This window comes from Caballeronia pedi, from assembly GCF_001544915.2.
Lineage (GTDB): Bacteria > Pseudomonadota > Gammaproteobacteria > Burkholderiales > Burkholderiaceae > Caballeronia > Caballeronia pedi.
Map to the genome: position 1 here is coordinate 76,787 of NZ_FCOE02000002.1, position 24,690 is coordinate 101,476.

The following is a 24,690-nucleotide window of genomic DNA, read 5'->3' on the forward strand; positions in this document are numbered from 1 at the left end:
TAGTCTTCCGCTGTTCGTGGGAGCGAGGAAACGTGACGCAGGAAACATCGGACGCAGGCGCGGCATGCGCCTGTCGAACCTCATCGAGCGTTCGATCGCGCTCGTCGTGTTCGCGTTGCTGTGGGAGTTGCTGCCGCGGCTTGGCATCGTGAGCACGGCGTATCTGAGCCCGCCGTCGCAGGTGGCTGTGGCCATCGCGCATCTGTTCGATAGCGGCGAGGTGTGGAAGCATCTCGGCGCGAGCGCGCTGCGTTCGATCAGCGGCCTGCTGCTGGCGGTGGCGGGCGGCGTCTTCGGCGGCTTTGCGCTCGGCTGGTTCCGGCGCGCCGAACGCATCGTCGATCCGCTGTATCAGTTGCTGCGGCAGGTTTCCGCGTTCGCGCTGTTTCCGGTCTTCATGCTGTTCCTCGGGATCGGTGAGTCGTCGAAGATTGCCATCATCGTGTGGGCCGCGTTCTGGCCGGTGCTGCTCAACACGATCTCGGGCGTGAAGCAGGTCGAGCGCGTGTTCATCGATTCGGCGCGTTCGATGGGCGCATCGCAAGGCTTCATCTTCGCGAAGGTCGTGCTGCCCGCCGCGCTGCCCGAGATACTGACCGGCATCCGGCTCGCGGGCGCGTACAGCATCACGGCGCTGGTCGCAGCGGAAATGATCGGCGCGCGTTCGGGACTTGGGTTCTACACGCTCAATTCGCAGGAGACGTTCCAGATTCCCGACATGTACGCGGGCATCGTATTGCTTGCACTCTTCGGGTTGCTGATCAACAAGAGTCTTTCGTTGCTCGAGCGGCGTCTGTTGCGCTGGCGCGTGGGGCTTGCGCAGAATGGCTAGGAATGCGCTCGTGGCCGCTCACGGGTCTGGCCGATGGATGCGCTGGCTCGCGGCGGCCGTCATGGCGGTCGTTGCGCTGTCGTCCATTCCCTGGCGCAAAGGCTTCGGCGAAGCGCAACCGTTCGCCGCCGCGAGCGCGCGCGGCACGTTGATCGTCGCGGTGCCATCGCGTCCCGCGCCGACGCTGAACGTCGGCCGTGTCGATCACTTCGCGCGCGCGCCGGAAGGCTTCGCGGCCGCGCTCGCCGAAGAGCTCGGGCGGCGTGCGGGGCTGCCTGTCACGCTGGTGCTCGCCGGTTCCGACGACGCGCGCGACGCAGTGCGGTTGGGCAGGGCGGATGTCGCCATCGCAGGGCTTGCGTTCGGCGCGGACACGTCACTTGCCTTCGCGCCGACCGCCTATACCACCGGGCGCGGCATGGCGCTCGTGCTTCGGCATGGCGCGGTGCGCGGGTGGCGCGATCTGGCGGGCCGTTCGATCTGCGCGTCGCGAGGCAATCCATTCGCGGACGATGCGGCGCGTCGCGCGCACGCGAACGTGCAACGCTACGATCGTCCGCTGGACGCGCTGCTTGCCTTTCAGGCGGGCGAATGCACCGCGCTGGTCGATGATGAATACGTGATCCGCAAGCTGCTCCGGCAGCCGGACTGGGCCTATTACCGAAGCCTGCCGGACACGCTCGCGCCTGCGCGCGCATTCATCGCGACGCGCGGCGGTGATGTCGCGAGTGCGATGTTCATCGAACGAATCGTGAACGACTGGCGACGGCAACGTTGGCTCGCAACCGTGCGCGAGGATCAGGCGACGCAACTCGCCTTCGATATGTTCAACGCGCAGAACGATCTCTATTGCCATTAGAACGTGCTAGTACGCTCTGGGTCCGTCGCCGGATCTGGCAAAACTAAACCATGAGCCGCGACGCGGCGGCATCTACGCACTCAGCGTCCCTTCCACGGCACGAGACGCCGCTCCATCGCCCGCATGCCGAAGTCAAAAACCCACGCGATCGCGCCGATCAACACGATGCCCATCACCACGACATCCGTGCGCAGAAAGCTCGACGCGTTGAGCACCATCTGCCCGAGCCCTGCCGTCGCGGCGACCATTTCGGCCGCAACAAGCGTGGTCCAGCCGAACCCGACGGCGATGCGCAGGCCCGTCAGAATCTCCGGCAACGCGGCCGGCAGCACCACATGCCATACCACTTGCCTCAGGTTCGCACCGAGCGACCAGGCCGCATTCACCTGCTCAGCCGTCGCGCTCTTCACGCCCGCGCGCGCGGCCATCGCGATCGGCGCGAAGCACGCGAGCCAGATGACGACGATCTTCGCGGTTTCGTCGATGCCGAACCAGATCACGACGAGCGGCAGATACGCGAGCGGCGGCAACGGCCGATAGAACTCCAGCGGCGGATCGAGCACGCCACGCGCGATGCGGCTCACGCCCATCAGAATGCCGACGGGCACCGCCGTGACCACTGCGAGCGCGAACGCGCCGAACACGCGGATCGCGCTCCAGAGCAGATGCTCGGACAACGGCAGCCCGCCCTGAAGACGTCCGTGCACGGCATCGAGAAAGGCGCGCCACACCGCTTCGGGCGAAGGCAGGAACAGCGGGGGAATCCAGTGGAAATGCGTCGATGCCCACCACAGCGCGGCGATCGCGACGACGCACAGCGCGCTCGGCAATGCGGTCGGACCCGCGCCGGGCATGCCGCGACGGCGGCGCCTGGGGCGCTTTTTTGCGGTCGCGTCGCGCGGCGCGTCGGTCAACGCGTGAACAGGTTGCGTCATGCCGCCTCCGTTTCCGTGCGATGCAGCCGGCGCGTCAGACGCTCGCGCCATTCGATGAACGCAGGCGATGATTTGACGGCGCGCGCATCGCGGTTGCGGATGTACTCGCGCGAAAACGGCAGCTCGTGCACCTCCTCGATGCGCCCCGGTCCGGGCGTCATCAACACGAGGCGCGTGGCGAGAAAGAGCGCTTCCTCGACGCTGTGCGTGATGAAGAACACGGTCTTGCGCGTGCGCGACCAGACATCGAGCACGATTTCCTGCACGTTTTCGCGGGTGAGGGCGTCGAGCGCGCCCATCGGTTCGTCCATCAAGAGCACTTCGGGATCGCTTGCGAGCGCACGCGCGATGCCCACGCGCTGCTGCATGCCGCCCGACAGCGCGTAGATCTTCGCGTTTTCGTGTTGCGCCAGGCCGACGAGCGCGAGCGTGCGGCGCGCGATCTCGCGGCGTTCGTCGCGCTTCACGCCGCGAAAGCGCAGGCCGAGCGCGACGTTGTCGATCACGTTGAGCCACGGCATCAGTGCATGCTTCTGGAACACCACGCCGCGTTCCGCGCCGGGGCCGTCGATCGGCTCGCCGTTGAGCGTCGCGACGCCTTCGGTCGGCTCGAGAAAGCCGGCGAGGCAATTGAGCAGCGTGGTCTTGCCGCATCCCGATGCGCCCAGCGCGACGACGAACTCGCCGCTGCCGATCTGCAGATCGACGCCCTGCAACGCTGGCGTGCTCGCGCCTTCGTAGGTGACGCCGAGGTTGCGGATCGAAAGCGAGGTCATTTCGCGGCCTGCTGCACGAAGCGCGGATCGACGCCCGCCGAATAATCCGCGAGCACGTTCTGAATCGTGCCCTGTTGCTTCAGGAACTGCGCCGTCGCGGTGAGCGACTGCGCCGCGCCCGACTGTTTGCCGCCACCGAGCCAGGTCGGCGACGCCTGTTCGCCGGCCGACGGGAACGCGTAGAGCGCAAGGCTCGCGGGCACGTCGGCGGCGGCGGCGCCGGATTCCTGCGCGACCGCCTGCACCTGTTTCGAATCGACCGTCCACGCGGCCTTGTTGTTGCGGTACTGCGCGTCGGTGTCGGCGAGCACCTTGACGAGGCCGCTCAGGAACGCGGGATTCTCCTGCGCGAACTTGCGCGACGCGACGAGGCCGTCGAAGGTCGCCTTGCCGGTTTCCTTCGCGACTTCGCCGGACGTGATCAGTACGCGGCCATTCTGCTTCGCCTTCGCGAGCACCGGGTCCCAGATGTAGGTCGCGTCGATGTTGCCGCGCTCCCACGCCGCGGCCACTTCCGGCGGACGCAGATTGACGATCTTGACCGTCGACGGATCGATGCCCGCCTTCTGCAACGCGACGAGCGCATGAAAGTGCGACGTCGATACATACGGCACGCCGAGCGTCTTGCCCTTCAGATCGGCGAGCTTGGTCACGCCCGAGCCGTTGCGCGCGACGAGCGCTTCGGCGTCGTTGATGTTGTCGAGAATCCAGAACAGCGACAGATCGACGCCTTGCGAAAGGCCTGCGGCGATCGGGCTGGAGCCGGCTTCGCCGATTTGTATCGAACCGGACGCGAGCGCGCGAATCACATCGGCGCCGCTGCCCAGCTTGCGATAGGTGACCTTGTAGCCGGTCGCTTTCTCGACGGCGCCGCTCGCCTGCGCATAGCGCCACGGCACGACCATGTCCTGATAGCCGATGACGACCTCGCGCGTGTCGGCCTGCGCGTGAAGCGGCGCGAGCGCGGCGGCGCCGAGGGTGAACGAGGCGAGGCTGGCGATCAGTTGACGGCGGCGAATCGAAGCTTTCATGGTGCGAAGAAGAAGAGATAGTGAAGCGTTCGACTATAGGCACTTCGCGTGCCGCGGCTACCAATCTTTTGTGCGTAGCAAATGACGTCGCGGAAGCTTTGCTATCGCCGAAAAGCGATACAGTGCTACCCTTCGCGAGCATCTCAAAAAGCAAAAAAACCACTTCGGGATCGTCGCCGTCACAGGGGCGGCGTTCCACGTTAAATCGGAGCTGTCCATGCCATTGCGGTCCGGCGTCGACGAGGCAAGTTTTCGTCGCATTCTCTTTCGCAACATCGCGCTGCCGCTCGGCACCGGCCTCGTCACGGCGGTCGCGTTCGTCGCGCTCGTGCTGTATCTGCTTTCCGGGATCAACTGGGTCGAGCATTCGGAGCGCGTGATCGGCAATGCGCAGGAAATCGGCCGGCTCGTCAGCGAGAAGGAAAGCGCGATTCGCGGCTATCTGATCACCGGTGACGACGCGTTTCTCGCGCCCTACGAAACCGCGAAGCCCAAACTCGCCGCCGATATCGACACGCTCGCCGAACTCGTCGCCGACAACGCCCCGCAAGTGGACCGTCTGATCCGCGTGCGCGCGTTGCAGGCGCAATGGGACAAGGTCGCCGACAATCTCATCGACGCGCGCCATCGAAATCTGGATTCCGGCGCGCTCGTGCGCGCGGGCCGCGGCTCGGCCGAGCGCGCGGAAACGGAGCGCGAACTCGCCGCGTTCCTCAACATCGAGCAGACCTTGCGCCTGCAGCGCATCGAGTCCGCGCGGCAACTGACGACCATCACCGTGGTCGTGTTCCTGATTCTGAGCCTGACGCTGTCGGTGAGTCTCGCGATCTTCGGCAGGCGCGAATTGATGCAGCTTTCCAATGCCTTCGGCGCGGCGATCGGCGAGCAGGAGCGGCAAACGCGCGCGTTGCAGGAGCAGGCGTGGCTGCGCGACGGGCAGACGCAGCTCGCCGAGCGCGTGATCGGCCGGCAAGCGCTCGGCGAGCTTTGCCAGACGATTCTCGACTTCCTCGCGGATTACCTCAAGGTGTCGATGGGCGCGTTCTACGTGCGCGAAGGCGATGGCGCACTGAAGCGCACCGCGAGCTTCGGCTTCGATCCCGACAGCGCGCCGGTTCCCGAATCGCTCGCGGGCGTGAAGAGCCTCGTCGGGCAGGCGGTGCACGCGCGCAAGCTGACCAGCCTGAACGATGTTCCCGCCGGCTACTGGAAGGTGACGTCGGCGCTCGGCGCGAGCGCGCCCGCGAGCCTCGCCATCATGCCGATCGAGAACGAAGGCCGGGCGAACGGCGCGATCGAACTCGGCGCGATGCACACGCTGACCGAGCGCGACCAGCAATTCCTGAAGATGATCGCGGGCAATATCGGCGATTTCGTCGAGGCGGCGCAGTATCGCGAGCGGCTGCAACGCGTGCTAGAAGAAACGCAGCAGTTGAACGAAGAACTGCAGATGCAGCAGGAAGAACTGCGCACGACCAACGAGGAACTGGAACAGCAGACCACGGCGCTTTCGCAGGCGCAGGCGTATCTTGCGAACCAGAAAGCGGAACTCGAACAGACCAACGATCAGCTCGCGGAACAGGCGCGCGTGCTCGACGAACGCAACGTCGCGCTCAACGCCGCGCAAGGCGAACTCGAATCGCGCGCGGAAGCGCTGCAGCGCGCGAGCCGCTACAAGTCCGAGTTTCTCGCGAACATGTCGCATGAGTTGCGCACGCCGCTCAATAGTTCGCTGATCCTCGCGAAACTGCTGTCCGAGAACAAGACCGGCAACCTCACGAACGACCAGATCAAGTACGCGCAGACGATCTATTCCGCGGGCAACGATCTGCTCAATCTCATCAACGATATTCTCGACCTCTCGAAGGTCGAGGCGGGCAAGCTCGATCTGCATATCGAGGACGTGCCCTTGCAGCGGATCATGGATTCGCTTGCGCGCACCTTCGAGCCGCTCGCGCGGCAGAAGAAACTGAGGCTCGAACTGCGCAGCGAGATCGATGATTATCCGACGCTCACCACCGACTTCCGGCGTCTCGAACAGATTCTGAAGAACCTGCTGTCGAACGCGGTGAAGTTCACGGACGCGGGCGCGGTGTCGCTCGCGCTCAGGAACGCCGGCGAGGGCGCGGTGCAGTTCGTCGTGACCGATACCGGCATCGGCATTGCGCCGGACCAGCAGCAGGCGATCTTCGAAGCGTTCCAGCAAGCCGATGGCACCACGAGCCGTCACTATGGCGGCACGGGCCTCGGTCTGTCGATTTCGCGCAGCCTCGCGCATCTGCTCGGCGGTTCGATCAGCGTACGCAGCACGCAGGGCATGGGCAGCACATTCACGCTGACGATGCCCGTTGCCTACGATGGCGCCGCGCCGTCCGGCGCCGAAGTGCAGGCGCCCGCGCCCGCGCCCGCGCCGCTCGTCGTCGATGAAGCGCCGCCCGAGCTCGTCGAAGTCGCCCACGTGATCGACGACGACCGCGCCGACGCCGCACCCGGTCGCCGCCTCGTGCTCGTGGTCGAAGACGAACCGGACTTCGCGCAAGTGCTGTTCGATCTCGCGCACGAACTGGGTTATCGCTGCATCGTCAGCGGCACCGCGCGCGAGGCGCTCAGGCTCGCGCGAGACAGCGCGCCGAACGCGATCCTGCTGGACATCGGCTTGCCGGACCGCTCGGGCCTCGTGCTGTTGCAGGAACTGAAGGCGAATCCGGCGACGCGGCACATTCCCGTGCATGTCGTGTCGGCGTCGGACAAAAGCGAGGCCGCGCTGCATCTCGGCGCGATCGGCTACGCCATGAAGCCGACCACGCGCGAGCAACTGACCGCCATCTTCCAGCGGCTCGAAGAGAAGAGCAGCCAGAAGATCAAGCGCGTGCTGCTCGTCGAGGACGATGCGCGGCAGCGTCAGAGCATCGTCGAACTGATCAGCGACGCGGACGTGGAAATCACGCCGGTCGAGTTCGGCCGCGATGCGCTCGATTTGCTGAAGACCACGATCTTCGATTGCATGATCATCGATCTGAAGCTGCCCGACATGCAGGGCGGCGACCTCCTTCGCCAGATGGCCGCGACGGATTCGTACTCGTTCCCGCCCGTGATCGTCTACACGGGCCGCAGCCTCACGCATGATGAGGAAGCCGAACTGATGCGTTATTCGCAGTCGATCATCATAAAGGGGGCGCGTTCGCCGGAGCGTCTGCTCGACGAAGTGACGCTGTTCCTGCACAAGGTCGAGACGGATCTCTCGGCGGACCGTCAGGCGATGCTGCACGTCTCGCGCTCGCGCGATCGCGTGCTCGACGGCCGCCGCGTGCTGCTCGTCGACGACGATATCCGCAACATTTTCTCGCTATCGAGCGCGCTGGAGCATCAGGGTTTGAAGGTGGAGATCGGCCGCAACGGTTTCGAGGCGATCGAAACGCTCGACAGCAATCCGGACATCGACATCGTGCTGATGGACGTGATGATGCCCGGCATGGACGGACTCGAAGCGACGCGGCGCATCCGCGCGGACGCGCGCTTCAGGAAGCTGCCGGTCATCGCGATCACGGCGAAGGCGATGAAGGACGATCAGGAGCAATGTCTCGCGGCGGGCGCGAGCGATTATCTGGCGAAGCCGATCGACGTCGACCGGCTTTACTCGCTGTTGAGGGTGTGGATGCCGCGGCGCGTTTGAGCGTCAGATATTCAACGCCCGCTTGTCCACCGCGAGCGCCGCCTCCCGCATCACTTCCGACAATGAAGGATGCGGATGGCAAATGCGCCCGAGATCTTCGCTCGCCGCCTTGAACTCCATCGCGACCACCGCTTCGGCGATCAGATCCGACGCGTTCGCCGAGATGATATGCACGCCGAGAATCTCGTCGGTTTTCGCATCGGCGATGATCTTGATGAAGCCGTCCGTCTCGCCGATGCCCATCGCGCGGCCGTTCGCCATCATCGGGAACTGGCCGGCCTTGGTCTCGCGGCCCGCCGCTTTCAGCGCCTGCTCCGTCTGCCCGACCCACGCGATCTCCGGATGCGTGTAAATCACCCACGGAATGCAGTTGTAGTCGATGTGCGGCTTCTGCCCGTCGATGATTTCCGCCACCAGCACGCCTTCGTCCTCGGCCTTGTGCGCGAGCATCGGGCCGCGCACGACATCGCCGATCGCGTAGACGTTCGGGACTTTCGTCGCACAATGTCCGTCGACGGGAATGAAGCCGCGCTCGTCGGCTGAAAGACCGATCGAATCCAGGCCGAGATCGTCCGTGTTCGGCACGCGGCCTATCGACACGATCAGGCGGTCCGCATCGAGCGTCTGCGCGTTGCCGTCCTTGTCCTGGTAGGAAATGGCAACGCTCGAATCGGTGGTCTTCACGCTGTCGATCTTCACGCCGAGGTGAATCGTCAGTCCCTGCTTCTTGAAGAGCTTCGCGGCTTCCTTTTGCAGCGCGGTGTCGGTCGTGCCGAGGAATTCGGGCAGCGCTTCGAGAATCGTCACTTCCGCGCCGAGCCTGCGCCACACCGAGCCGAGTTCGAGGCCGATCACGCCCGCGCCGATCACGGCGAGCTTTTTCGGCACGGACGTGAAGGCGAGCGCGCCTTCGTTGTCGGAGACGATCTTGTTGTCGACCGGCACGTTCGGCAGATGACGCGCCTTCGAACCCGTCGCGATGATCACGTGTTGCGCGGTATGGCTTTCGGTCTTGCCGTCACCGCTCACGTCGATTTTGAAATTCGCGCCGTCCTTGCCCGCGAGCTTGCCGTGACCTTTGAGCCACGTGATCTTGTTCTTGCGGAACAGGAATTCGACGCCGCCCGTGATCTTTTCGACGATCGCTTCCTTGCGGCCGACCATTTTGTCGACGTCGACAGAAAGGTTGTCCATGTTGATGCCGAGATCGCCGAAATGAAGCTGCGCCTTCTCGAATTGCTCGCTCGACGCCAGCAACGCCTTCGACGGAATGCAGCCGACGTTCAGGCACGTGCCGCCGAGCTTCGGCTTGCCGGCGTGGTTGATCCATTCCTCGACGCACGCGACCTTGCGGCCGAGCTGCGCGGCGCGGATCGCGGCGATGTAGCCGCCGGGGCCGGAGCCGATCACGATCACATCGAAGTCGGCTTTCTGGGCTGAAGCGGCGGCGGGCGCGGGCGCTGCGGCTGGCGCGGGTTGAGCGGCAGGCTTTTCCGGCGCAGGCGCGGACGCGGGCGCGGCGGCGGACGCTTTCGCTTCGGTATCGATGATGGCGAGCACTTCGTCTGCGTGAACGATATCGCCAGCCTGCTTCGCGATTTCCGCGAGCGTGCCCGCCGACGGCGCAGGCACTTCCAGCACGACCTTGTCCGTTTCCAGTTCGACGAGGATTTCGTCTTGCGTCACGGTGTCGCCCGCTTTCTTCTTCCACGGCAACATCGTCGCTTCGGTGACGGATTCGGAAAGCTGCGGAACCTTGACTTCAATCCTGGCCATTCAGATTCTCCTTGTAAGCGATTTTTTCGCGGCTGGAAACGTGGATGCCGCCTTGTCCAGGCCGGCCCGGCGCGCCGAAGTCGTAGGATACGCCCTGTCCGCACCGCGCGCGCGGCAAGCGGCGCGGACATCGATCCGTGTTTTCGTCGTCGTTATATTCAGTGGTATATTACGAAGCACGCATTGACCGACCCAGAGCACACCTTCCGGCCCAGCCGATCGAGCACGAGGTGACCATGCAGCCCCCTCCGTTTCAACTTGCCCGCACGAGCGCACATGCACATCGCGATGCGTGCTGCCAGCCGACCGAAGCCGATTTGCGCTCGTCGCGGCGGCGTGCGCGTCTTGCCGAACTCGATGCCAATCTGCATTGCTCGGTCATCGGCACCTGTCTTTCGACCGGCGAGCTGCGCAAGCTCGTGCCGAAATTCACCGATCTCGACCGCCACCACGCGAGCGATCTGGAGATTCATCATGCGGCCGTCGAACTCGCGATCGCGGGCGGCGCGGGCGCGAAGGCGCTGAACAAGGCGCTCGACGAGCGCTACGCGGGCGCGATCCGCCGTTTCGATGCCGCGCGCGATCCGCAGGCGTTGCTCGATCTATGGAACGACGCGCTCAGGTCCGGCGACATCCCGCCCGCGTACTGGGCGGTGATGTCGCATCCGCACGCGACGATAGAAGTGCGCCAGGCCGCGTTCGGCGAACTGCACATGCTGTCGCATCTGGTGGGCGCGGCGAATCGCGCGGATATCCGTCGGCTCGTGGCGCTGGAAGCGGAGAACGCCGGCCTCAGGGACAAGATCGAACGTCAGCAGGCGCGTCTGCTCGAACTGAGCGCGGAGCGGGATGCGTCGCTCATGCAATCGAACGCACAGGCGCTGCAACTCGCTGCGCTCGCCGAACGCAAGTCGGACCTGTCGACGGCGCAGCTCGAAGCCGAAGTCGAGCGCCTGCGCGAGAAGGTGGAGGACGGCGAGCGCCGTCTTGCGCTGCACACGAGCCGCCGCGAAGCCGCCGAGCAGCGCGCGCAGCACGACGAGGACGAGACGCGCGCGTTGCGCAACAAGCTGGGCGAGGCGCAGGCGCTCCTTAGAGTCGTGCAGGCCGAATGCGCGGCGCTGGAACGCGCGACGCTCGACGCCGACGATCAGCCCGACGCGCGCCAGCGCGCTGTCGAATGGGTGAATGGCAGGCGTATCGTCTATGTCGGCGGAAGGCCGAATTCGAACGCGGTGCTGAAGTCGCTGGTGGAAGCGGCGGGTGGTGAGCTGATCGTCCACGACGGCGGCATCGAGGATCGCAAGGGCTTGCTCGCCGCCGCGTTGCCGAACGCCGATGTCGTGCTGTTTCCCGTCGACTGCATCGATCACGATTCGATGAGCATGCTCAAGCGCGTCTGTGAGCGGCATGGCGTCGAGTATTCGCCGCTGCGCACGGCGAGCGTCGCGAGCTTCGTGGAGTTCGTCGCGCGGCTGGCCGCGAGCGCGCAGGACACGCGGGCGAGCGCGCCGCCGCCGTCCGCGTTCTGCCTGCGTCACGGTTAAGGCTTGAGCAGCTTCGTGAGCGATTCGATTTGCCCGGCGCAGGCCGCTTGCGCCTGCGTTTCGACCTCGCGATAAAGCCGGATGATGCTCTCGCCGACCGGCGTCAGCACGCAGCCGCCGCCGCTTTGACCGCCTTGCTCGGAGATCGTCGCGGGCGATTTGAGCGAGCGGTTGAGTTCGTCGATGAGCAGCCATGCGCGCCGGTACGACATGTCGAGGCTGCGCGCCGCCGCCGAGATCGAGCCGTGCTTATGCACCGCTTCCAGTAGCGAGACCTTGCCCGGGCCGATCGCTATGGTCTCGCCTTTCGTGATGCGCATGCGAAAGCGGACTTCGGCGGCGTGGTCTGCCGGGTCTGCTTCGGGTGCGCTTTGGGATGGTTTGTGGGTCGTCGCCATGCCGGAGAGGATACACGAAGGGAGTGGGGCGGCTCGATCAGTTTCCCGGATAGCAAACCCCATAATCCTCACACCCCGGACATCCCGGCGCGCAAGTCGGCGCAACGCCTCGCGCATACGCGACCTCTTGCGCGAGAAACTTCTTCCAGCGCAGGTTCGCGACATTGCGCGCGACCAGCACGGGATAGTGCCGCGCCAGCATCTCGCTGACGTCATCTCGCCCGCCGAGGCCGAGATCGCGCCACAGATGATCCGGCCGCAACGAAGCCGCGGCGATGATCGTCGCGAGACAAAACGCGTCTTCCCGATACCGGTTCGCCGTGCGGTCGTGCCACATCAGCAACCCGTGCAGATCGCGCACGAATACGCGATGCGGCGACGACAGAATCGCACCGGGCGCACGATCGACCGCCGCGCCGGGAAAATGCCGGCCGATCAGCGCCGTGAACGCGCCGGCATCGAGCCCGAGCAAAAGGAGATCATTCGATTCGATGCGCGCGCCGATGAGCCGCGCGAACAGCACGGTATCGGGCGCATCGGGATGGGCGGCGTGCGCGAGCAACGCACGCGCTGGCGCATTCATCGATGCGCTGTACCCAGCACGTGCGCATCGACGCGCACGAGGCGTTTCATGTGACGCGGCGCGTGCACCGTGTCCGCACCCGACACGAGCACAGGCAAACCATCCTCGACCCCGAGTTCGCGATCCGCGCACTCATACGCGACGATCACCTGCGCGCCGATCGGCGTATTGAACAGTTCGTGCCACGAAAACGTCACGGCGTAGCCGTCGTGCGCGTGCGCAAGAAACACGGTGCGCTTGAAATCCGAGTTGTCCGGACGGCGCACGCCCGCCGCGTCGAGCAGCACGCGCAACTGCACGCCGCGATAACTTCCCATCGGACGGATGTAGCGGCCCGTCGAAAAGCAAACCAGATCGAAAGGCGCGATGTGCGCGCACGCGAATTCGCGCAATGCGGCAAGATCGAGCGTGAGCGGTCGTTGCACGGCGCCGCCGATCTCGACGACGGGTCCGTCGAGCGTGGCGGAGAGAGCAGGAATCGGTTGCGCAAGTTCCATGGCGTTTGACGTAAGAAGCGCGAAAAAGACGCGTGTTAAGCGGACGGGGCGGCGTTGTATCTGCGACTATATTACGATGTCCGGCCCGATGCCATGTTTGCTGCGGCATGACGGACATGATCTACGGCTTATCGACGGGAGAAACGCATGAAGCGTCGGCTGACGGCGGCATTCGCCATGACGATGTTCCTCGCGGCGTGCGGCTCGGTCGCGCCGGGCACGACGGCGCAGACCGTGCCGCTCGCGGGCACGCCCAACGGCGTCGCGGTGCGCGATGCGGACGGCGCAGTTTTCGTCACCGACGACAGAACCAACGGCATCGTGATGACGACGCACATCGGCGACGAGGACGCGCCCGCGTTCTCGCTCTACGCGCGCATTCCTCACGCGGAGGGTGAGCGCACCGGCCTGAGCCAGATCGCGTTCGCGCCGAACGGGCATCTGCTCGTCGAGCAGTTCGGCTTCGGCACGGCGGGCGCCGTTTTCAATATCGCGCCGAGCGGTCAGGTCGCGCTCGCGTCGGATACGAATTCGGCGCGGCGTCGTCTGGGCTTGCTCGTGCTCGACAGCGGCACGTTCCTGTCGAGCTGGTTCGTGAAGGAGGGCAGCGCGCCGCCCGAAGGCGGCGTGAGCGTGATTACGCGCGGCAGCGCGCCGCGCCAGATGATCGAGCGCGACATCGTCGGCGGACTGGCGAAGCCGGTTGGTCTCGCGGCCGTCGGCGGAACGCTCTACATCAGCGATCAGGCCGCCAACCGCATCTACAAGGTGGATCTGCAGGCGGCGCGGGCGGCGAGCGCGCCCGTGCCTGCCAGCGATGTCTTCGCGACCGTCGATGCGCCCGACCTGATGGCCGCGACGCCCGACGGCACGCTCTACACGAAATGCAGCGCGCACGCCGTGTGCAGCTTCTCGAAGCGCGGCCGGGCGACCGTCGTCATGGACGGTCTCGAAGCGCCGCGCGGCGTCGCGGTGGACGTCGCGCGCAAACGGCTCATCGTGGTCGACCGCTCGGGCGCGCCGGACAAGCCGAGCGCGCTGCGCGTCGCGCCCATCCGCTGACGTGCTCAGCGCGGTGACGACCAGCCCTTGTAGCTGCCGACGTTCTCGCGCGTCACCAGCGTCGACGGCAACAGGATCGTCGAGCTGCTCGGCTTCTTGCCGTTCATCAGGTCATAACCGACGCTGACCGCCTGCTGCGCCATCGCCCACGGATCCTGGCTCGCCGATGCCTGAACCGACGTATCCGACTTCAGCGCCACTTCGATATCCGGCGCGCCGTCTACCGACGTGATCACGATATTCCCGCGATGCAGCTGCTTCGCCGCGAGGTCCGTGCCGATCGCTTGCGGATCGTTGATCGCGAACACGCCGTCGAGCTTCGGGAAACGCGTGAGATAGCCCTGCATCGCGTTCATGCCGCCTTCGCGCGAGCCCTTGGCGTCCTGATCGTCGGACAGGACCTTGATGCCCGGATTCTTCGCGAGCACGCTCTTGCAGCCGTTCACGCGATCGATCACCGCCGACACCTGCGGCCCGTTCTCGATCACCACGTTGCCCTTGCCGTTGAGCTTCTTCGCGAGGAAGTCGCAGGAAATTTCGCCGGCCTGCACGTTGTTGGTCTGCACGGTCGCGTCCGCGCCCGCCGCCGCCACGTCCACCGCGATCACGACGATGCCCGCCTTCTGCGCCTTCTTCACCGCCGGCTCGATCGCCTTCGGATCGACGGCGTTCAGCAGGATCATGTCGACGTGCGCCGAAATGAAGTTGTCGATCTGCGTGAACTGCTTGTTCATGTCGTAGTCCGACGACACCGCCTGCACCTTGGCGCTCGGATTGATGGCCTTCGCCTTGGCTTCCGCGCCCTTTGCGATCGTCACGAAGTACGGGTTGCCGAGCGAGCCGACCGTGATGCCGACGGATTTCAACTGCTTGTCGGCGGCGTGCGCCGACAGCGACAGGGTGAATCCGAGAGCGAGAGCGACGCTGGCGAAAAGCTTGTTGTGTTTGCGCATGTTGTTGTCTCCAGTTGGTCCTTTTTTCGAGGGCGGGCGCACGCGGACCCGAATGCGCCCGGATAGCGAAAGTTCAGGTGCGAGCCGAGCCGCGCTGACGGTAACGATCGAGCGCCACCGCGCCGATGATCACGAGGCCCTTGATGATGTATTGCCAGATGTCCGACACGCCGAGCAGCACGAGACCGTTCGTCAGCACCGCGATGATGAGCGCGCCCACCAGCGTGCCGACGATCGAGCCCACGCCGCCGACGAAGCTCGTGCCGCCGAGAATCACCGCGGCGATCGCATCGAGTTCATACGACTGGCCGAGCTGCAAACCATTCGCGGCGTAGAGACGCGCGGCGGACATCACCGCGCCGAGACCCGCGAGCAAGCCCGAGATCGCGTAGACGAAGAGCTGAATGCCCCACACCTTGATACCCGAAAGACGCGCCGCTTCCGGATTGCCGCCGACCGAATAGATGCGCAGGCCGAGCACGGTGCGTCGCAGGATGAACCACGACACGAGCACGACGAGCAGCGCGATGATCACGAGCCAGGGCACGCCGAACAGCGTGTCGTTGCCGATGAACGCGAACGACAGTTGCGGATTGAAGATGGTCGTGTCGTGACCGATCAGCCGCGCGATGCCGCGTACCGCGGTGAGCGAGCCGAGCGTGACGATGAACGGCGGCAGTTTCAGCAACGCGATCAACAGGCCGTTGACCACGCCGAAGCCGAGACCGACCGCGAGCGCCGCCGGAACGCCGAGCCAGCCCCAGCCCGGAATGTTCGATGCGAGCAGTGCGGCGACCGCGCCCGCCGAAAGAATCGAGCCCACCGACAGATCGATACCGCCCGTCAGAATCACGAAGGTCATGCCTGCCGCGAGCACGATGTTGATCGATGCCTGCTGCGTGACGATCGACATGTTCTGGAAGCTGAAGAAGCCATCCGTCACGATGCCGAAGCCGATGCACAGCAAGATCAGCACCGGCAGCATGCCGGCGGTGCGCATCAGCACCTGCATGCGCTCGCGATGTTCGATGCGGCTCTGCCGCTGGGTCGTGCTTTCTGCTTTCGCAACCGGCGCGGCGCCTGTTTCCTGGTGTTTCGTCGTGTTAGCCATGTCTCTCTCCGTATCCTTAAGCCGCCTGATCGAGCTTGATCTTCGAGCCCGTCGCCAGTTCGATGATGCCTTCCTGTGAAATCGGCTTGCCGGAATGGCCGCCGAGTTCGCCCGCGATTTCGCCTTCACGCATCACGAGCACGCGGTCCGCCACGCCGATCACTTCCGGCAACTCGCTCGAGATGACGATCACGCCGACGCCCGTGCGCGCGAGATCGTTGATGATTCGATAAATCTCCGACTTCGCGCCGATATCGACGCCGCGCGTCGGCTCGTCGAGGATCAGCACTTCCGGCTTCGTTTCGAGCAGGCGCGAGAGCAGCACCTTCTGCTGGTTGCCGCCCGACAGCGCGCCCACGTTCACGCGCATGTTCGGCACGCGAATCGTCAGCGCGGCGATCGCGTCCTTCGCGCGCGTGTTGCCGCGCGGCAGATCCATCACGCCCGCTTTCGCGTCGCGTCCGGCGATCGTGATGTTGATGTTGTCGCGCACGCTCATGTCGAGGAACAGGCCCTGGCCCTTGCGGTCTTCGGTGAGATAGACGAGGCCGGCATCGATCGCGTCGCGCGGCGTGCGCAGTTTCACCGGCTTGCCGTGCATCGACACTTCGCCGCGGGTCTTTTCTTCCGCGCCGAAAATCAGCCGCGCGAGTTCCGTGCGTCCCGCGCCGACGAGTCCCGCGATGCCGAGCACTTCGCCCGCGTGCAGATCGAGGCTGCATCCTTTCACGCGATTGTTGTCGGCGATATCGCGCACGGACAGCACGACGTTGCCCGGATCGTAGGGCGCGTGCTCCTTCTTGTAGAAGCCGGAGATGTCGCGGCCGACCATCATCTTCACGAGGCTGTCGGCGGAGAGTTCGTCGCGCATCAGCGTGCCGACATACGCGCCGTCGCGCAGCACCGATACGCGGTCCGACAGCTCGTAAATCTCCGCCATGCGGTGGCTGATGTAGATGATCGCGATGCCTTCCGCGCGCAGCGTGCGCACGAGTTCGAACAGACGATCGGTTTCGCGCGACGAGAGCGGCGTGGTCGGCTCGTCCATCACGAGGATGCGCGCATGCGCGTGCACGGCGCGCGCGATTTCGACGAGCTGCCGCTCCGCGATCGACAGATCGCCGACGAGCGTATGCGGCTTGAAACTCGCGCCGAGGCGCTTCAGCACGTCCTCGCAGCCGCGCTCCATGCCTTTGCGATCGACCAGCCTGCCGCGCCGCAGTTCGCGTCCCGCGTGGATGTTCTCCGCGACGGAAAGATTCGGCGCGAGGCTCAGTTCCTGATAGATCACGGCGACGCCGAGCGCGCGCGCGGCGAGCGGTCCGTCGATGGTCACGGTCTTGCCGTCGATGAGAATCTGGCCGCCGGCATCGGCCTGATATGCGCCCGACAGGATTTTCATCAGCGTGGACTTGCCCGCGCCGTTTTCGCCCATCAGCGAATGCACTTCGCCGGGATAGACGGACAGGCGCACGTCATTGAGCGCGCGCACGCCCGGAAAGGTTTTGCTGATGCCGCGCATTTCGAGAAGCGGCGGCGGGCGGGACGGGTCATGCGGCATGGTTCACCTCTTGCGATTTGAAGCCCGCGTGGCGGATCGCCGCGCGCGGTGAGAAGTTGAAGAACATCGGCAAAGTGGCCGCGCCGATCGCACCCGCATCCGGGCCGAAGGAGCCGCGCACGAGCGTCGGGGTGCCGCGCGCTTCGGGGGCGTTGGCGGCGAGCGTCGTCGAAAGGCGCTGGACGAGCTTGTCGAGCAGGCCGCCGTCGATATCCGAATCGATCACGACCATCGGCACGTCGAGCACGCAGAGCGTCGCGCGCAGGGCGGGCGCGAGCGCTTCGATGCAGTCGTCGATCCACTCGTCGACCGCGGGCAGACGCTGCTCGATGCACGCCTGCAAATCGATGCGGTTGTCCGCCGCCGCGCCGCAATAGTTCAGATGCCGCACGAGCGAGTTCAGCGACGCCCGCGACAGCAGGATGTCCCAGCGGCCGGACGGCTGCGGCGCGGAAGGCAGGCGGCTCGGTGGCACCGGAATCACGCCGATGTCGCCCGCATTGCCCGACGTGCCGCGCAGGCAGTCGCCATTGATCGCGACGCCGCCGCCGATCGCCGAGCCGAGAAACAGATAGACGAAGTCGTCGCAGCGGCGGCCGTGGCCGTAGAACAGTTCGGCGGTCGCGGCGGCGTTGCCGTCGTTCTCGCTGAAGACGGGCAGTGACAGCGCGCGGCCGAGTTCATCGGCGAAATCGGTTTCGTCCCAGGCGCGGAAGGTTTCGGCGGGCAGGCCGAGTTCGCGCAGCCAGCTGCCGAGGTTGAACGGCTGCGCGATGCCGACGCCCGTCAGCCGCTCGCGTTCCGGCGCGCTCAGCAGGCCGAGCATGCTAGCGATGTCGCGCTGCACGATCTTCAGCACTTCGGACGGATGCGGCAGCACGGCATCGAGGACGCTGCGGGCGAGCACGTCGCCGGCGAAATTCACGAGCACTGTCTCGATGCCCGTGCGATCCAGCCGCACGCCGATGCCGAATGCGCCGCGCGGATCGAGCCGGATCAGCGACGCGGGCTGGCCGCGCTGGCCGTCGAGACGTCGTCCGGTGTATTCGATCAGGCCCGCATTTTCCAGCGATTCGACGATGCTGCCGACCGCCGTGCTCGTCAGATTCGCGTGGCGCGCGAGTTCGGCCTTCGACGCCGGTTCGGCACGCCGCAGCGCCTGCAACAGCAGCCGCTCGTTGTACCGGCGTACGTTCGCGGAATTGCTTCCTCTGCCGCTGGGGGATTTCACGCGCTGCGTCTCCGAAGACGGCCATCGACTCGTGGCCATTAATTAAATCAAGTTGATTTATTTAAGAACGACGGCGCGTCGAAGTAAAGGAGGGAAATCCCGGAGCCGCTTTTTAAGCGTTTTTTGAAGAAAGGGTGCGGGCGGCGCGATGCCGGGCATCCGCAAACCGTGGACCCGGTGCGATTCACACTAGGCGATGCGACGGGCACTTCCAAGCGCTTACTCGAAGCATCGGCCGAATCGATGTGCTATCGTCGGCGACACTTTTCGACACTTCCTTCGCCGTTTCATGTTCTCGATCTCCCAGGCCACGCACGCCACCAAGGCGGCGCAATACGACGAGCTGCTTCAGCAAACCCGCGCGCTCATTGGCGATGAAACCGATTTCATCGCCAATGCCGCGAATTTTTCTTCACTCGTCTTTCACACGCTGCCCGATCTGAACTGGGCCGGCTTCTATCTCTTCGACGGCAACGAGTTGGTCGTCGGGCCGTTTCAGGGCAAGCCGGCGTGCGTGCGGATCGCGCTCGGACGCGGCGTGTGCGGCACGGCGGCGCGCGAGCGGCGCACGCAGGTCGTGCCGGATGTGCACGCGTTTCCCGGCCATATCGCGTGCGATTCGGCGTCGCGCTCGGAGATCGTCGTGCCGCTCGTCGCGAGCGACGGCACGCTGATCGGCGTATGGGACGTCGACAGCCCCGTGCCGAACCGTTTCGACGACGAAGACGCGCTCGGCATGGAAGCGCTGTGCACGGCGTTCGTCGCGCTCGCGTGGAGAAAATGAGCATCGATCCCGCAGACAACGGCGTCGTCACGATCGCGAGCGCGCAAAGCGCCGTCGCGACCGCCGACAAGCTCGAAGCGCTGATCCGCGCGCGCGGGCTGATCCTGTTCGCGCGCATCGACTTCAGCGGCGACGCCGCGCGCGCCGGCCTCACGATGCGGCCGAGCCAGTTGCTCGTGTTCGGCAATCCGCAGGCGGGCACGCCGCTGATGCAGGCCGTGCCGAGCGTCGCGCTCGACTTGCCGCTCAAGGTGCTGTCATGGGAAGACGCCGATGGCCGCGCGTGGCTTTCCTATAACGCGCCGGATTATCTGCGCGCGCGTCACGGACTCGATGCCGATCTGATGAAACCGCTGAGCGGCGTGGCCGCGCTCGCGGAGGCGGCGGCGCGCTGACAAGCTGGCGTCATCGGCGGGCAGACGCCTGCGTCTACAATGAGACGTTTTCATCCGTCTCAAAATCTCATGACGAGCCTTGCCCGCCGCCGCCTGCTTGCCGCGTGCGCCCTGAGCGTGTGTGCGTTCGCGCGCGTGCGCGACGTGCGCGCGGCATCGGACAAGGCGACGGTCGCGCTCGTGATGAAGTCGCTGAACGATCCGTTCGTTGTCTCGATGATCGAAGGCGCGCGCAATTACCAGCGGCACTACGCATCGCAACTCGATCTGAGCACGCACGGCACGCTCGCCGACAATGACGTCGCCGGGCAGATTCACATCGTCGAGACGCTGATCGACGCGAAAACCAACGCGATCGTCATCGCGCCTGCGGACTCGAAGGCGTTGCTGCCGGTGGCCGCGAAGGCGATTGCCTCGGGCATCATCGTGATCGCCATCGACAATCCGTTCGACGAAGCCGCGCAGGACGTGGCGGACCTCGCGATTCCGTTCGTCGGGCCGGACAGCCGGCGCGGCGCGAAACTCGTCGGCGCGTATCTCGGCTCGAAGCTGAAGGCGGGCGACGAGGTTGGCATCATCGAAGGGCCGGCGACCGATCGCAATTCGCAGCAACGCACGCTCGGCTTCAGGGAAGCGATGAACGCGGCGGGCATGCGTATCGCCGACACGGACGGCGGCGACTGGACCGTCGCGAGCGGCAAGTCGATCGCGCTGCAGATGCTTTACGCGCATCCGGATATGCGCGGCCTGCTTTGCGCGAACGACAACATCGCGATGGGCGCGATCGATGCGATCCGTATTGCCGGGAAGCGAGGCCGCGTGCTCGTGACGGGCTACAACAACATCGAAGCCGTGCAGCCGATGCTGGACGATGGCCGCCTGCTTGCGACGGTCGAGCAATTCGGCGCGCGGCAGGCGGTGTTCGGTGTGGACGTGGCCGTGAAGGCGTTGCTGGAGAAGCGGCGGCAGAGGGATTTATCGCCGTATATGGAGACGCCGGTGCAACTGGTGACGAAGGGGCAGGCGAAGGGGTTCCGGTTTGGGGGAGCGTGAGACGCCCCTGAATCACTCCCCCGCCTTCCCCAACAACCCCCGCGCTGCAAGACTCCGATACAACGCCCTCACGCCGAACGTCCACGGCTCGATTTCCGTCGAGAGCCTCACGGTATTGACCAGCGCGCCGAGGCTCGGCGTCGAGATCGTCACGACATCGCCGAGATGATGCGTGAATCCGCCGCCCGCCGTATCGCGATCCTTGATCGGCGAGAACATCGTGCCGAGGAACAGCATGAAGCCATCCGGATACTGATGATGCGCGCCGTGCGTCTGCGTGACGAGGTCGGCCGGATCGCGGCTGATTTCGCTCATGTGGCTGACGCCTTCGAGCACGAAGCCGTCGTCCGCGCCTTCGATACGCAGCGACACGCTCGTGCCACGCACCGAATCCAGCGTGAAGCGCTCATCGAACAGGCGCACGAACGGCCCGATCGCGCATGACGCGTTGTTGTCCTTCGCCTTGCCGAGCAACAGCGCGCTGCGGCCTTCGATATCGCGCAGGTTCACGTCGTTGCCGAGCGTCGCGCCGACGATCTCGCCGCGCGCATTCACCGCGAGCACGATCTCCGGCTCCGGGTTGTTCCATTGCGATGTCGGATACAGGCCGACATCCGCGCCGAAACCGACCGACGACATCGGCTGCGACTTAGAGAACACTTCCGCATCCGGCCCGATGCCGACTTCCATGTACTGCGACCACGCGCCGCGACGCTCCAGCTCGGCCTTCAGCTTCGCCGCGCTTTCCGAACCGGGCTTGATCTGCGAGAGATCCGCGCCGATCAGCTTGTTGATCGTGTCGCGCACCTCCTGCGCGCGGCTCGCGTCGCCGCCCGCCTGTTCCTCGATCACGCGTTCCAGCAAGCTCACCGCGAACGTGACGCCGCACGCCTTTACCGCCTGCACATCGCAGGGCGCGAGCAGACGCAGGCCATCGTCGGAGGCATCGAGTGTCGCTTGCAGCAGATCCTGCACGTTGCCGAGATGCTCGCCTTCCGCGTTCCGGGCGATGTCGAGTGCGTCGGCGCTATCGAAGAGATCGGCGGTGGTCGGCGCGGCGCGCGTGATATCGAACACTTCGCCGCCGCGCACTGCGACGACAGCAGGACCGTTCACCGGCGCGGGACGCCAGACGCGGCCGATCAGCACGGCATCGGCGAAATCTTCGGGCAGACAGGAGGAGACGTTGACGGTTTGCATGAATGCGAATGACGGGCGGGAAAGGAAAGCCGATCGTAGCCCGCGTGCGTGGTGGTGTCCATCGGGTTGATTAAATGTCCAACCTGTTGGAATATCTGCACATGGAAAAAACCTATGACGTCCCCGCGTTGCGCCGCGCGAGCGACATTCTCGAAGCGCTCGCCGCAGCCGCCAAGCCCGTGCGCGCCGCCACGCTCGCGGAACAGACCGGCCTGTCGCGCAGCACGCTGTATCTGATGCTCGAAACGCTCGCGCGCATGCAATGGATCAACAAGCGCGACGACGGCTACATGATCGGCGTCGGCCTGTTCGAGCTCGGCAACGCGTATGTGCGTCACGACAAGCTGCAGGCCGCGTTCCGCGAAGGCGCGGGCGCGTTCATCAACAAGCATAACGAGGTCGTGCAGCTCGCCGTGCTCGACGGCGTGCAGGTGGTTTATATCGCGCGCGAAGATGCGCATCGTCCGGTGCGGCTCGTCTCCGATCCCGGTTCGCGTCTGCCCGCGCATTGCTGCGCGCTCGGCAAGGCGCTGCTCGCCGGCATGACCGACGAAGCCATCGTCGAGCGTCTGCCCGAGCGCCTCGAAGCGGTGACGCCGCGCACCATCACGCGGCGCGCGGCGCTGTTACGCGAACTCGCGGCGATCCGCGCGAGCGGGCTCGCGGTCGAGCGTGAGGAAGTCGCCGAGGGTCTCGCGTGTTTCGCGGCCTTCGTCGGGATGACGCCGGCGGGCAAGCGCGTCGCGGTATCGACGAGCGTGCCGGTTGGCCGGCTCGATCCGAAACGTGAAAAGCAGATCTCGATCGGCATCGTGCAGCTTGCGGCTCACTTGCGCGGCGCGCTCTGACGATGCGATGCGCGCGCTTCTCCGCGGCCCTGCGACGCGGCGAAGCGCGCCTCGATCGACTCCATGTCCTTTTCCGCATAAAGGGGCGCGGGCGCGTGCGCCGCGATCAGCACGTCGCAGCGCGCGTGCATGCACACTACATCGCGCAGACGCGCTTCGCCGTGCCGCCAGCCGATATCCGCTTCGCCGCCGAGCACGATGAGATCCACGCCCGCCGCTTGCGCTTCCTTCGCGATCAACGCACCGACGCTGGTGCCGTCGAGCGGCTGCGTGATGCTGCGCGCGACGCCGTCGATGCCCGCGCTGTCGATCAGCCGCGCCGCATAGCGCGTCACGGCACGCGCGTGATCGTCGATGACGCCGAGCGTTTCGCCCGGATTGCTGTCGGCGGTGACGACCGCCCACCACGGCGTCTGATCGACGATATGCAGCGCGGTCAGGCGCGCGTTGCAGGCGCGGGCGCGCGTGATGGCGGTGGTCAGGGCGCTTTCGCTGAGGCTCGTGCCCACCGCGACGAGAATGTGCTTGTACATGATGTGTCTCCTGTCTGGTTCGTTCAGACAGGATGATCGCCGTGCAGACTTAGGCGCGAATGAGCGCGCGCGTCGACACGGAGTCCGGCGAATCCCTCAATGCGCCACCTTGACCACCTTACCCCCACCCAGAACCCGAGCCTGCAACACGATCACAAGCAGCAAAAACAACCCGCGAATCACCGACTGCCAGTACGCCGACAACGATATGAACCCCAGCCCATTCTCGAAGTTCAAAAGATTGAACACGAGCCCGAGCAACGCGACACCGGCGATCGTCATCGCGATGGACCCATCGCCGCCGGTCAGCCGCGTACCCCCGAGCACCACAGCCGAAATCGCGAACAGCTCCCATCCCACGCCTTCATTCGGCTGCCCCGCGCCGAACTGCGCCGCGAGAATCGCACCGGCGATACCAGCAAGCAGACCGGAAACGGCATAAACGAAGACCAGCGTGCGATCCACGTTCAGTCCCATCAACCGCGACGCTTCTTCGCTTCCTCCGATGGCGAGCGCATGCCGCCCGAATCGCGAACTGCGCAACGCGACCCATCCGGTCATCGCAGCCGCCGCGCACACGATCCCCGGAATCGGCATCCCCAGAAAATCGCCTTGCCCGAACGCCGCGAAATTCATATCCGACGAAATCGCCACCGCATCGTTATGGCCGAGCAGCAACGCAAGACCATGCGCGCCCAGACTCGTCGCCAGCGTGACGATGAACGGCAGAATCCGCATATGCGTGATGACGAGCCCGTTCAGCACGCCGACCGCGAGCCCCGCGAGCGATCCCGCGAGCACACCGGCCAGCGCGCCATACGGACTCGCCAGCGCCGACACGACGCTCGCGAGCGCAGCCACCGTGCCGACCGACAGATCGATGCCGCCCGTGATGATCACGAACGCCATGCCGATCGATATCAACAGGAACATCGAGTTGTATCGCCAGAACGACGTCACGTTATACGCCGACAGGAAATGCTCGTAACGCGTGACGCCAAGTACGAGCAGCGCAACGAGCGCAATGAGAATTGGCAGGTTCTTCTTCATGA

23 protein-coding genes are annotated in these 24,690 nt (G+C 65.4%); 9 read left to right on the top strand and 14 right to left on the bottom strand.

Annotated elements, in window-relative coordinates; all coding sequences use genetic code 11:
• Nucleotides 1-64 precede the first annotated feature (64 nt).
• Both AWB80_RS03010 and AWB80_RS03015 read left to right on the top strand, forming a co-directional pair.
• Complete coding sequence (locus tag AWB80_RS03010) at nucleotides 65-832, top strand: ABC transporter permease (RefSeq protein ID WP_061173507.1); 768 nt, start codon at nucleotides 65-67, stop codon at nucleotides 830-832.
• A gap of 10 nt (nucleotides 833-842) precedes the next feature.
• Complete coding sequence (locus tag AWB80_RS03015) at nucleotides 843-1,691, top strand: substrate-binding periplasmic protein (RefSeq protein ID WP_244206369.1); 849 nt, start codon at nucleotides 843-845, stop codon at nucleotides 1,689-1,691.
• 80 nt (nucleotides 1,692-1,771) lie between these two features.
• On the opposite strand, the gene AWB80_RS03020 is transcribed toward AWB80_RS03015, so the two are convergent.
• Genes AWB80_RS03020 through tauA form a run of 3 tightly spaced genes read right to left on the bottom strand, consistent with a single transcriptional unit; the run spans nucleotide 1,772 to nucleotide 4,433 of the window.
• On the bottom strand, nucleotides 1,772-2,626 hold the full coding sequence (locus AWB80_RS03020) for an ABC transporter permease subunit (RefSeq protein WP_061173170.1): 855 nt from the start codon (nucleotides 2,624-2,626) through the stop codon (nucleotides 1,772-1,774).
• Nucleotides 2,623-3,402 carry a taurine ABC transporter ATP-binding protein gene (locus tag AWB80_RS03025; protein ID WP_061173171.1) on the bottom strand — a complete coding sequence of 260 codons (780 nt, stop codon included), beginning with the start codon at nucleotides 3,400-3,402 and terminating at the stop codon, nucleotides 2,623-2,625. Before AWB80_RS03025 ends, AWB80_RS03020 begins: the two co-directional genes overlap by 4 nt.
• The gene (gene tauA / locus AWB80_RS03030) at nucleotides 3,399-4,433 is read right to left on the bottom strand and encodes a taurine ABC transporter substrate-binding protein (protein WP_061173172.1); all 1,035 of its coding nucleotides are present in this window, start codon (nucleotides 4,431-4,433) and stop codon (nucleotides 3,399-3,401) included. The genes AWB80_RS03025 and tauA overlap by 4 nt, the downstream gene beginning before the upstream one ends.
• Nucleotides 4,434-4,650: 217 nt before the next feature.
• On the opposite strand from tauA, the gene AWB80_RS03035 reads away from it, so the two are divergent.
• A complete protein-coding gene (locus tag AWB80_RS03035; RefSeq protein WP_061173173.1) occupies nucleotides 4,651-8,106 on the top strand; it encodes a response regulator in 3,456 nt (1,151 codons plus the stop codon).
• 3 nt (nucleotides 8,107-8,109) lie between these two features.
• Here the strand turns inward: AWB80_RS03035 and lpdA are convergent, their stop codons facing one another.
• Nucleotides 8,110-9,882: a dihydrolipoyl dehydrogenase gene (lpdA, locus tag AWB80_RS03040; RefSeq protein WP_087130936.1), complete on the bottom strand. Its 1,773-nt coding sequence runs from the start codon at nucleotides 9,880-9,882 to the stop codon at nucleotides 8,110-8,112.
• 236 nt (nucleotides 9,883-10,118) lie between these two features.
• On the opposite strand from lpdA, the gene AWB80_RS03045 reads away from it, so the two are divergent.
• A complete protein-coding gene (locus tag AWB80_RS03045) occupies nucleotides 10,119-11,429 on the top strand; it encodes a DUF2325 domain-containing protein (RefSeq protein ID WP_061173174.1) in 1,311 nt (436 codons plus the stop codon).
• Here AWB80_RS03045 and AWB80_RS03050 read toward each other — a convergent pair.
• From AWB80_RS03050 to AWB80_RS03060, 3 genes are all read right to left on the bottom strand, one after another.
• Nucleotides 11,426-11,749 (bottom strand): LysR family transcriptional regulator, encoded by a 324-nt coding sequence (locus AWB80_RS03050; RefSeq protein ID WP_061173175.1) that lies wholly within the window; start codon nucleotides 11,747-11,749, stop codon nucleotides 11,426-11,428. The genes AWB80_RS03045 and AWB80_RS03050 overlap by 4 nt on opposite strands.
• Before the next feature lie 115 nt (nucleotides 11,750-11,864).
• The gene (locus AWB80_RS03055; RefSeq protein WP_061173176.1) at nucleotides 11,865-12,410 is read right to left on the bottom strand and encodes a nitrogen fixation protein NifQ; all 546 of its coding nucleotides are present in this window, start codon (nucleotides 12,408-12,410) and stop codon (nucleotides 11,865-11,867) included.
• The gene (locus tag AWB80_RS03060) at nucleotides 12,407-12,907 is read right to left on the bottom strand and encodes a molybdopterin-dependent oxidoreductase (RefSeq protein WP_061173177.1); all 501 of its coding nucleotides are present in this window, start codon (nucleotides 12,905-12,907) and stop codon (nucleotides 12,407-12,409) included. The genes AWB80_RS03055 and AWB80_RS03060 overlap by 4 nt, the downstream gene beginning before the upstream one ends.
• 147 nt (nucleotides 12,908-13,054) lie before the next feature.
• On the opposite strand from AWB80_RS03060, the gene AWB80_RS03065 reads away from it, so the two are divergent.
• Nucleotides 13,055-13,969, top strand: coding sequence for an NHL repeat-containing protein (locus tag AWB80_RS03065; RefSeq protein WP_061173178.1), 915 nt, complete (start codon nucleotides 13,055-13,057; stop codon nucleotides 13,967-13,969).
• A gap of 5 nt (nucleotides 13,970-13,974) precedes the next feature.
• On the opposite strand, the gene AWB80_RS03070 is transcribed toward AWB80_RS03065, so the two are convergent.
• The 4 genes from AWB80_RS03070 to AWB80_RS03085 form a co-directional block, all read right to left on the bottom strand.
• Entirely contained in the window at nucleotides 13,975-14,922 is a 948-nt protein-coding gene (locus AWB80_RS03070) for an ABC transporter substrate-binding protein (RefSeq protein ID WP_061173179.1), read from the bottom strand.
• 73 nt (nucleotides 14,923-14,995) lie between these two features.
• The gene (locus tag AWB80_RS03075) at nucleotides 14,996-16,033 is read right to left on the bottom strand and encodes an ABC transporter permease subunit (RefSeq protein WP_061173180.1); all 1,038 of its coding nucleotides are present in this window, start codon (nucleotides 16,031-16,033) and stop codon (nucleotides 14,996-14,998) included.
• 16 nt (nucleotides 16,034-16,049) lie between these two features.
• The gene (locus AWB80_RS03080; RefSeq protein WP_061173181.1) at nucleotides 16,050-17,594 is read right to left on the bottom strand and encodes a sugar ABC transporter ATP-binding protein; all 1,545 of its coding nucleotides are present in this window, start codon (nucleotides 17,592-17,594) and stop codon (nucleotides 16,050-16,052) included.
• Nucleotides 17,584-18,825 (bottom strand): ROK family transcriptional regulator, encoded by a 1,242-nt coding sequence (locus tag AWB80_RS03085; RefSeq protein ID WP_061173509.1) that lies wholly within the window; start codon nucleotides 18,823-18,825, stop codon nucleotides 17,584-17,586. The genes AWB80_RS03080 and AWB80_RS03085 overlap by 11 nt, the downstream gene beginning before the upstream one ends.
• Nucleotides 18,826-19,114: 289 nt before the next feature.
• Between AWB80_RS03085 and AWB80_RS03090 the strand changes: the two genes are divergently transcribed.
• The 3 genes from AWB80_RS03090 (at nucleotide 19,115) to AWB80_RS03100 (ending at nucleotide 21,057) form a co-directional block, all read left to right on the top strand.
• Complete coding sequence (locus AWB80_RS03090; RefSeq protein ID WP_061173182.1) at nucleotides 19,115-19,609, top strand: GAF domain-containing protein; 495 nt, start codon at nucleotides 19,115-19,117, stop codon at nucleotides 19,607-19,609.
• A complete protein-coding gene (locus tag AWB80_RS03095; RefSeq protein WP_061173183.1) occupies nucleotides 19,606-20,004 on the top strand; it encodes a DUF302 domain-containing protein in 399 nt (132 codons plus the stop codon). Before AWB80_RS03090 ends, AWB80_RS03095 begins: the two co-directional genes overlap by 4 nt.
• 69 nt (nucleotides 20,005-20,073) lie before the next feature.
• A complete protein-coding gene (locus AWB80_RS03100; protein ID WP_061173184.1) occupies nucleotides 20,074-21,057 on the top strand; it encodes a substrate-binding domain-containing protein in 984 nt (327 codons plus the stop codon).
• Nucleotides 21,058-21,069: 12 nt separating this feature from the next.
• Here AWB80_RS03100 and AWB80_RS03105 read toward each other — a convergent pair whose 3' ends face one another.
• Nucleotides 21,070-22,257: a fumarylacetoacetate hydrolase family protein gene (locus tag AWB80_RS03105; protein WP_061173185.1), complete on the bottom strand. Its 1,188-nt coding sequence runs from the start codon at nucleotides 22,255-22,257 to the stop codon at nucleotides 21,070-21,072.
• A 101-nt stretch (nucleotides 22,258-22,358) separates the two neighbouring features.
• Here AWB80_RS03105 and AWB80_RS03110 point away from each other — a divergent pair, with 101 nt between their 5' ends.
• A complete protein-coding gene (locus AWB80_RS03110; protein WP_061173510.1) occupies nucleotides 22,359-23,105 on the top strand; it encodes an IclR family transcriptional regulator in 747 nt (248 codons plus the stop codon).
• Here AWB80_RS03110 and AWB80_RS03115 read toward each other — a convergent pair.
• Nucleotides 23,084-23,638 (bottom strand): universal stress protein, encoded by a 555-nt coding sequence (locus AWB80_RS03115; protein WP_061173186.1) that lies wholly within the window; start codon nucleotides 23,636-23,638, stop codon nucleotides 23,084-23,086. The two genes, AWB80_RS03110 and AWB80_RS03115, sit on opposite strands and share 22 nt — an antisense overlap.
• Before the next feature lie 96 nt (nucleotides 23,639-23,734).
• The gene (locus AWB80_RS03120) at nucleotides 23,735-24,688 is read right to left on the bottom strand and encodes an ABC transporter permease (protein WP_061173187.1); all 954 of its coding nucleotides are present in this window, start codon (nucleotides 24,686-24,688) and stop codon (nucleotides 23,735-23,737) included.
• Nucleotides 24,689-24,690: the final 2 nt, after the last annotated feature.

What these genes read in the sequence shown, in the direction of transcription:
- AWB80_RS03025 (WP_061173171.1), bottom strand. Translation starts at nt 3,402, where the DNA reads ATGACCTCGCTTTCGATCCGCAACCTCGGCGTCACCTACGAAGGCGCG.
- AWB80_RS03060 (WP_061173177.1), bottom strand. Translation starts at nt 12,907, where the DNA reads ATGGAACTTGCGCAACCGATTCCTGCTCTCTCCGCCACGCTCGACGGA.
- AWB80_RS03100 (WP_061173184.1), top strand. Translation starts at nt 20,074, where the DNA reads ATGACGAGCCTTGCCCGCCGCCGCCTGCTTGCCGCGTGCGCCCTGAGC.
- AWB80_RS03010 (WP_061173507.1), top strand. Translation starts at nt 65, where the DNA reads ATGCGCCTGTCGAACCTCATCGAGCGTTCGATCGCGCTCGTCGTGTTC.
- AWB80_RS03020 (WP_061173170.1), bottom strand. Translation starts at nt 2,626, where the DNA reads ATGACGCAACCTGTTCACGCGTTGACCGACGCGCCGCGCGACGCGACC.
- AWB80_RS03045 (WP_061173174.1), top strand. Translation starts at nt 10,119, where the DNA reads ATGCAGCCCCCTCCGTTTCAACTTGCCCGCACGAGCGCACATGCACAT.
- AWB80_RS03105 (WP_061173185.1), bottom strand. Translation starts at nt 22,257, where the DNA reads ATGCAAACCGTCAACGTCTCCTCCTGTCTGCCCGAAGATTTCGCCGAT.
- AWB80_RS03120 (WP_061173187.1), bottom strand. Translation starts at nt 24,688, where the DNA reads ATGAAGAAGAACCTGCCAATTCTCATTGCGCTCGTTGCGCTGCTCGTA.
- AWB80_RS03090 (WP_061173182.1), top strand. Translation starts at nt 19,115, where the DNA reads ATGTTCTCGATCTCCCAGGCCACGCACGCCACCAAGGCGGCGCAATAC.
- AWB80_RS03080 (WP_061173181.1), bottom strand. Translation starts at nt 17,594, where the DNA reads ATGCCGCATGACCCGTCCCGCCCGCCGCCGCTTCTCGAAATGCGCGGC.
- AWB80_RS03070 (WP_061173179.1), bottom strand. Translation starts at nt 14,922, where the DNA reads ATGCGCAAACACAACAAGCTTTTCGCCAGCGTCGCTCTCGCTCTCGGA.
- AWB80_RS03110 (WP_061173510.1), top strand. Translation starts at nt 22,359, where the DNA reads ATGGAAAAAACCTATGACGTCCCCGCGTTGCGCCGCGCGAGCGACATT.
- AWB80_RS03115 (WP_061173186.1), bottom strand. Translation starts at nt 23,638, where the DNA reads ATGTACAAGCACATTCTCGTCGCGGTGGGCACGAGCCTCAGCGAAAGC.
- AWB80_RS03050 (WP_061173175.1), bottom strand. Translation starts at nt 11,749, where the DNA reads ATGCGCATCACGAAAGGCGAGACCATAGCGATCGGCCCGGGCAAGGTC.
- lpdA (WP_087130936.1), bottom strand. Translation starts at nt 9,882, where the DNA reads ATGGCCAGGATTGAAGTCAAGGTTCCGCAGCTTTCCGAATCCGTCACC.
- AWB80_RS03065 (WP_061173178.1), top strand. Translation starts at nt 13,055, where the DNA reads ATGAAGCGTCGGCTGACGGCGGCATTCGCCATGACGATGTTCCTCGCG.
- AWB80_RS03075 (WP_061173180.1), bottom strand. Translation starts at nt 16,033, where the DNA reads ATGGCTAACACGACGAAACACCAGGAAACAGGCGCCGCGCCGGTTGCG.
- AWB80_RS03095 (WP_061173183.1), top strand. Translation starts at nt 19,606, where the DNA reads ATGAGCATCGATCCCGCAGACAACGGCGTCGTCACGATCGCGAGCGCG.
- AWB80_RS03055 (WP_061173176.1), bottom strand. Translation starts at nt 12,410, where the DNA reads ATGAATGCGCCAGCGCGTGCGTTGCTCGCGCACGCCGCCCATCCCGAT.
- tauA (WP_061173172.1), bottom strand. Translation starts at nt 4,433, where the DNA reads ATGAAAGCTTCGATTCGCCGCCGTCAACTGATCGCCAGCCTCGCCTCG.
- AWB80_RS03035 (WP_061173173.1), top strand. Translation starts at nt 4,651, where the DNA reads ATGCCATTGCGGTCCGGCGTCGACGAGGCAAGTTTTCGTCGCATTCTC.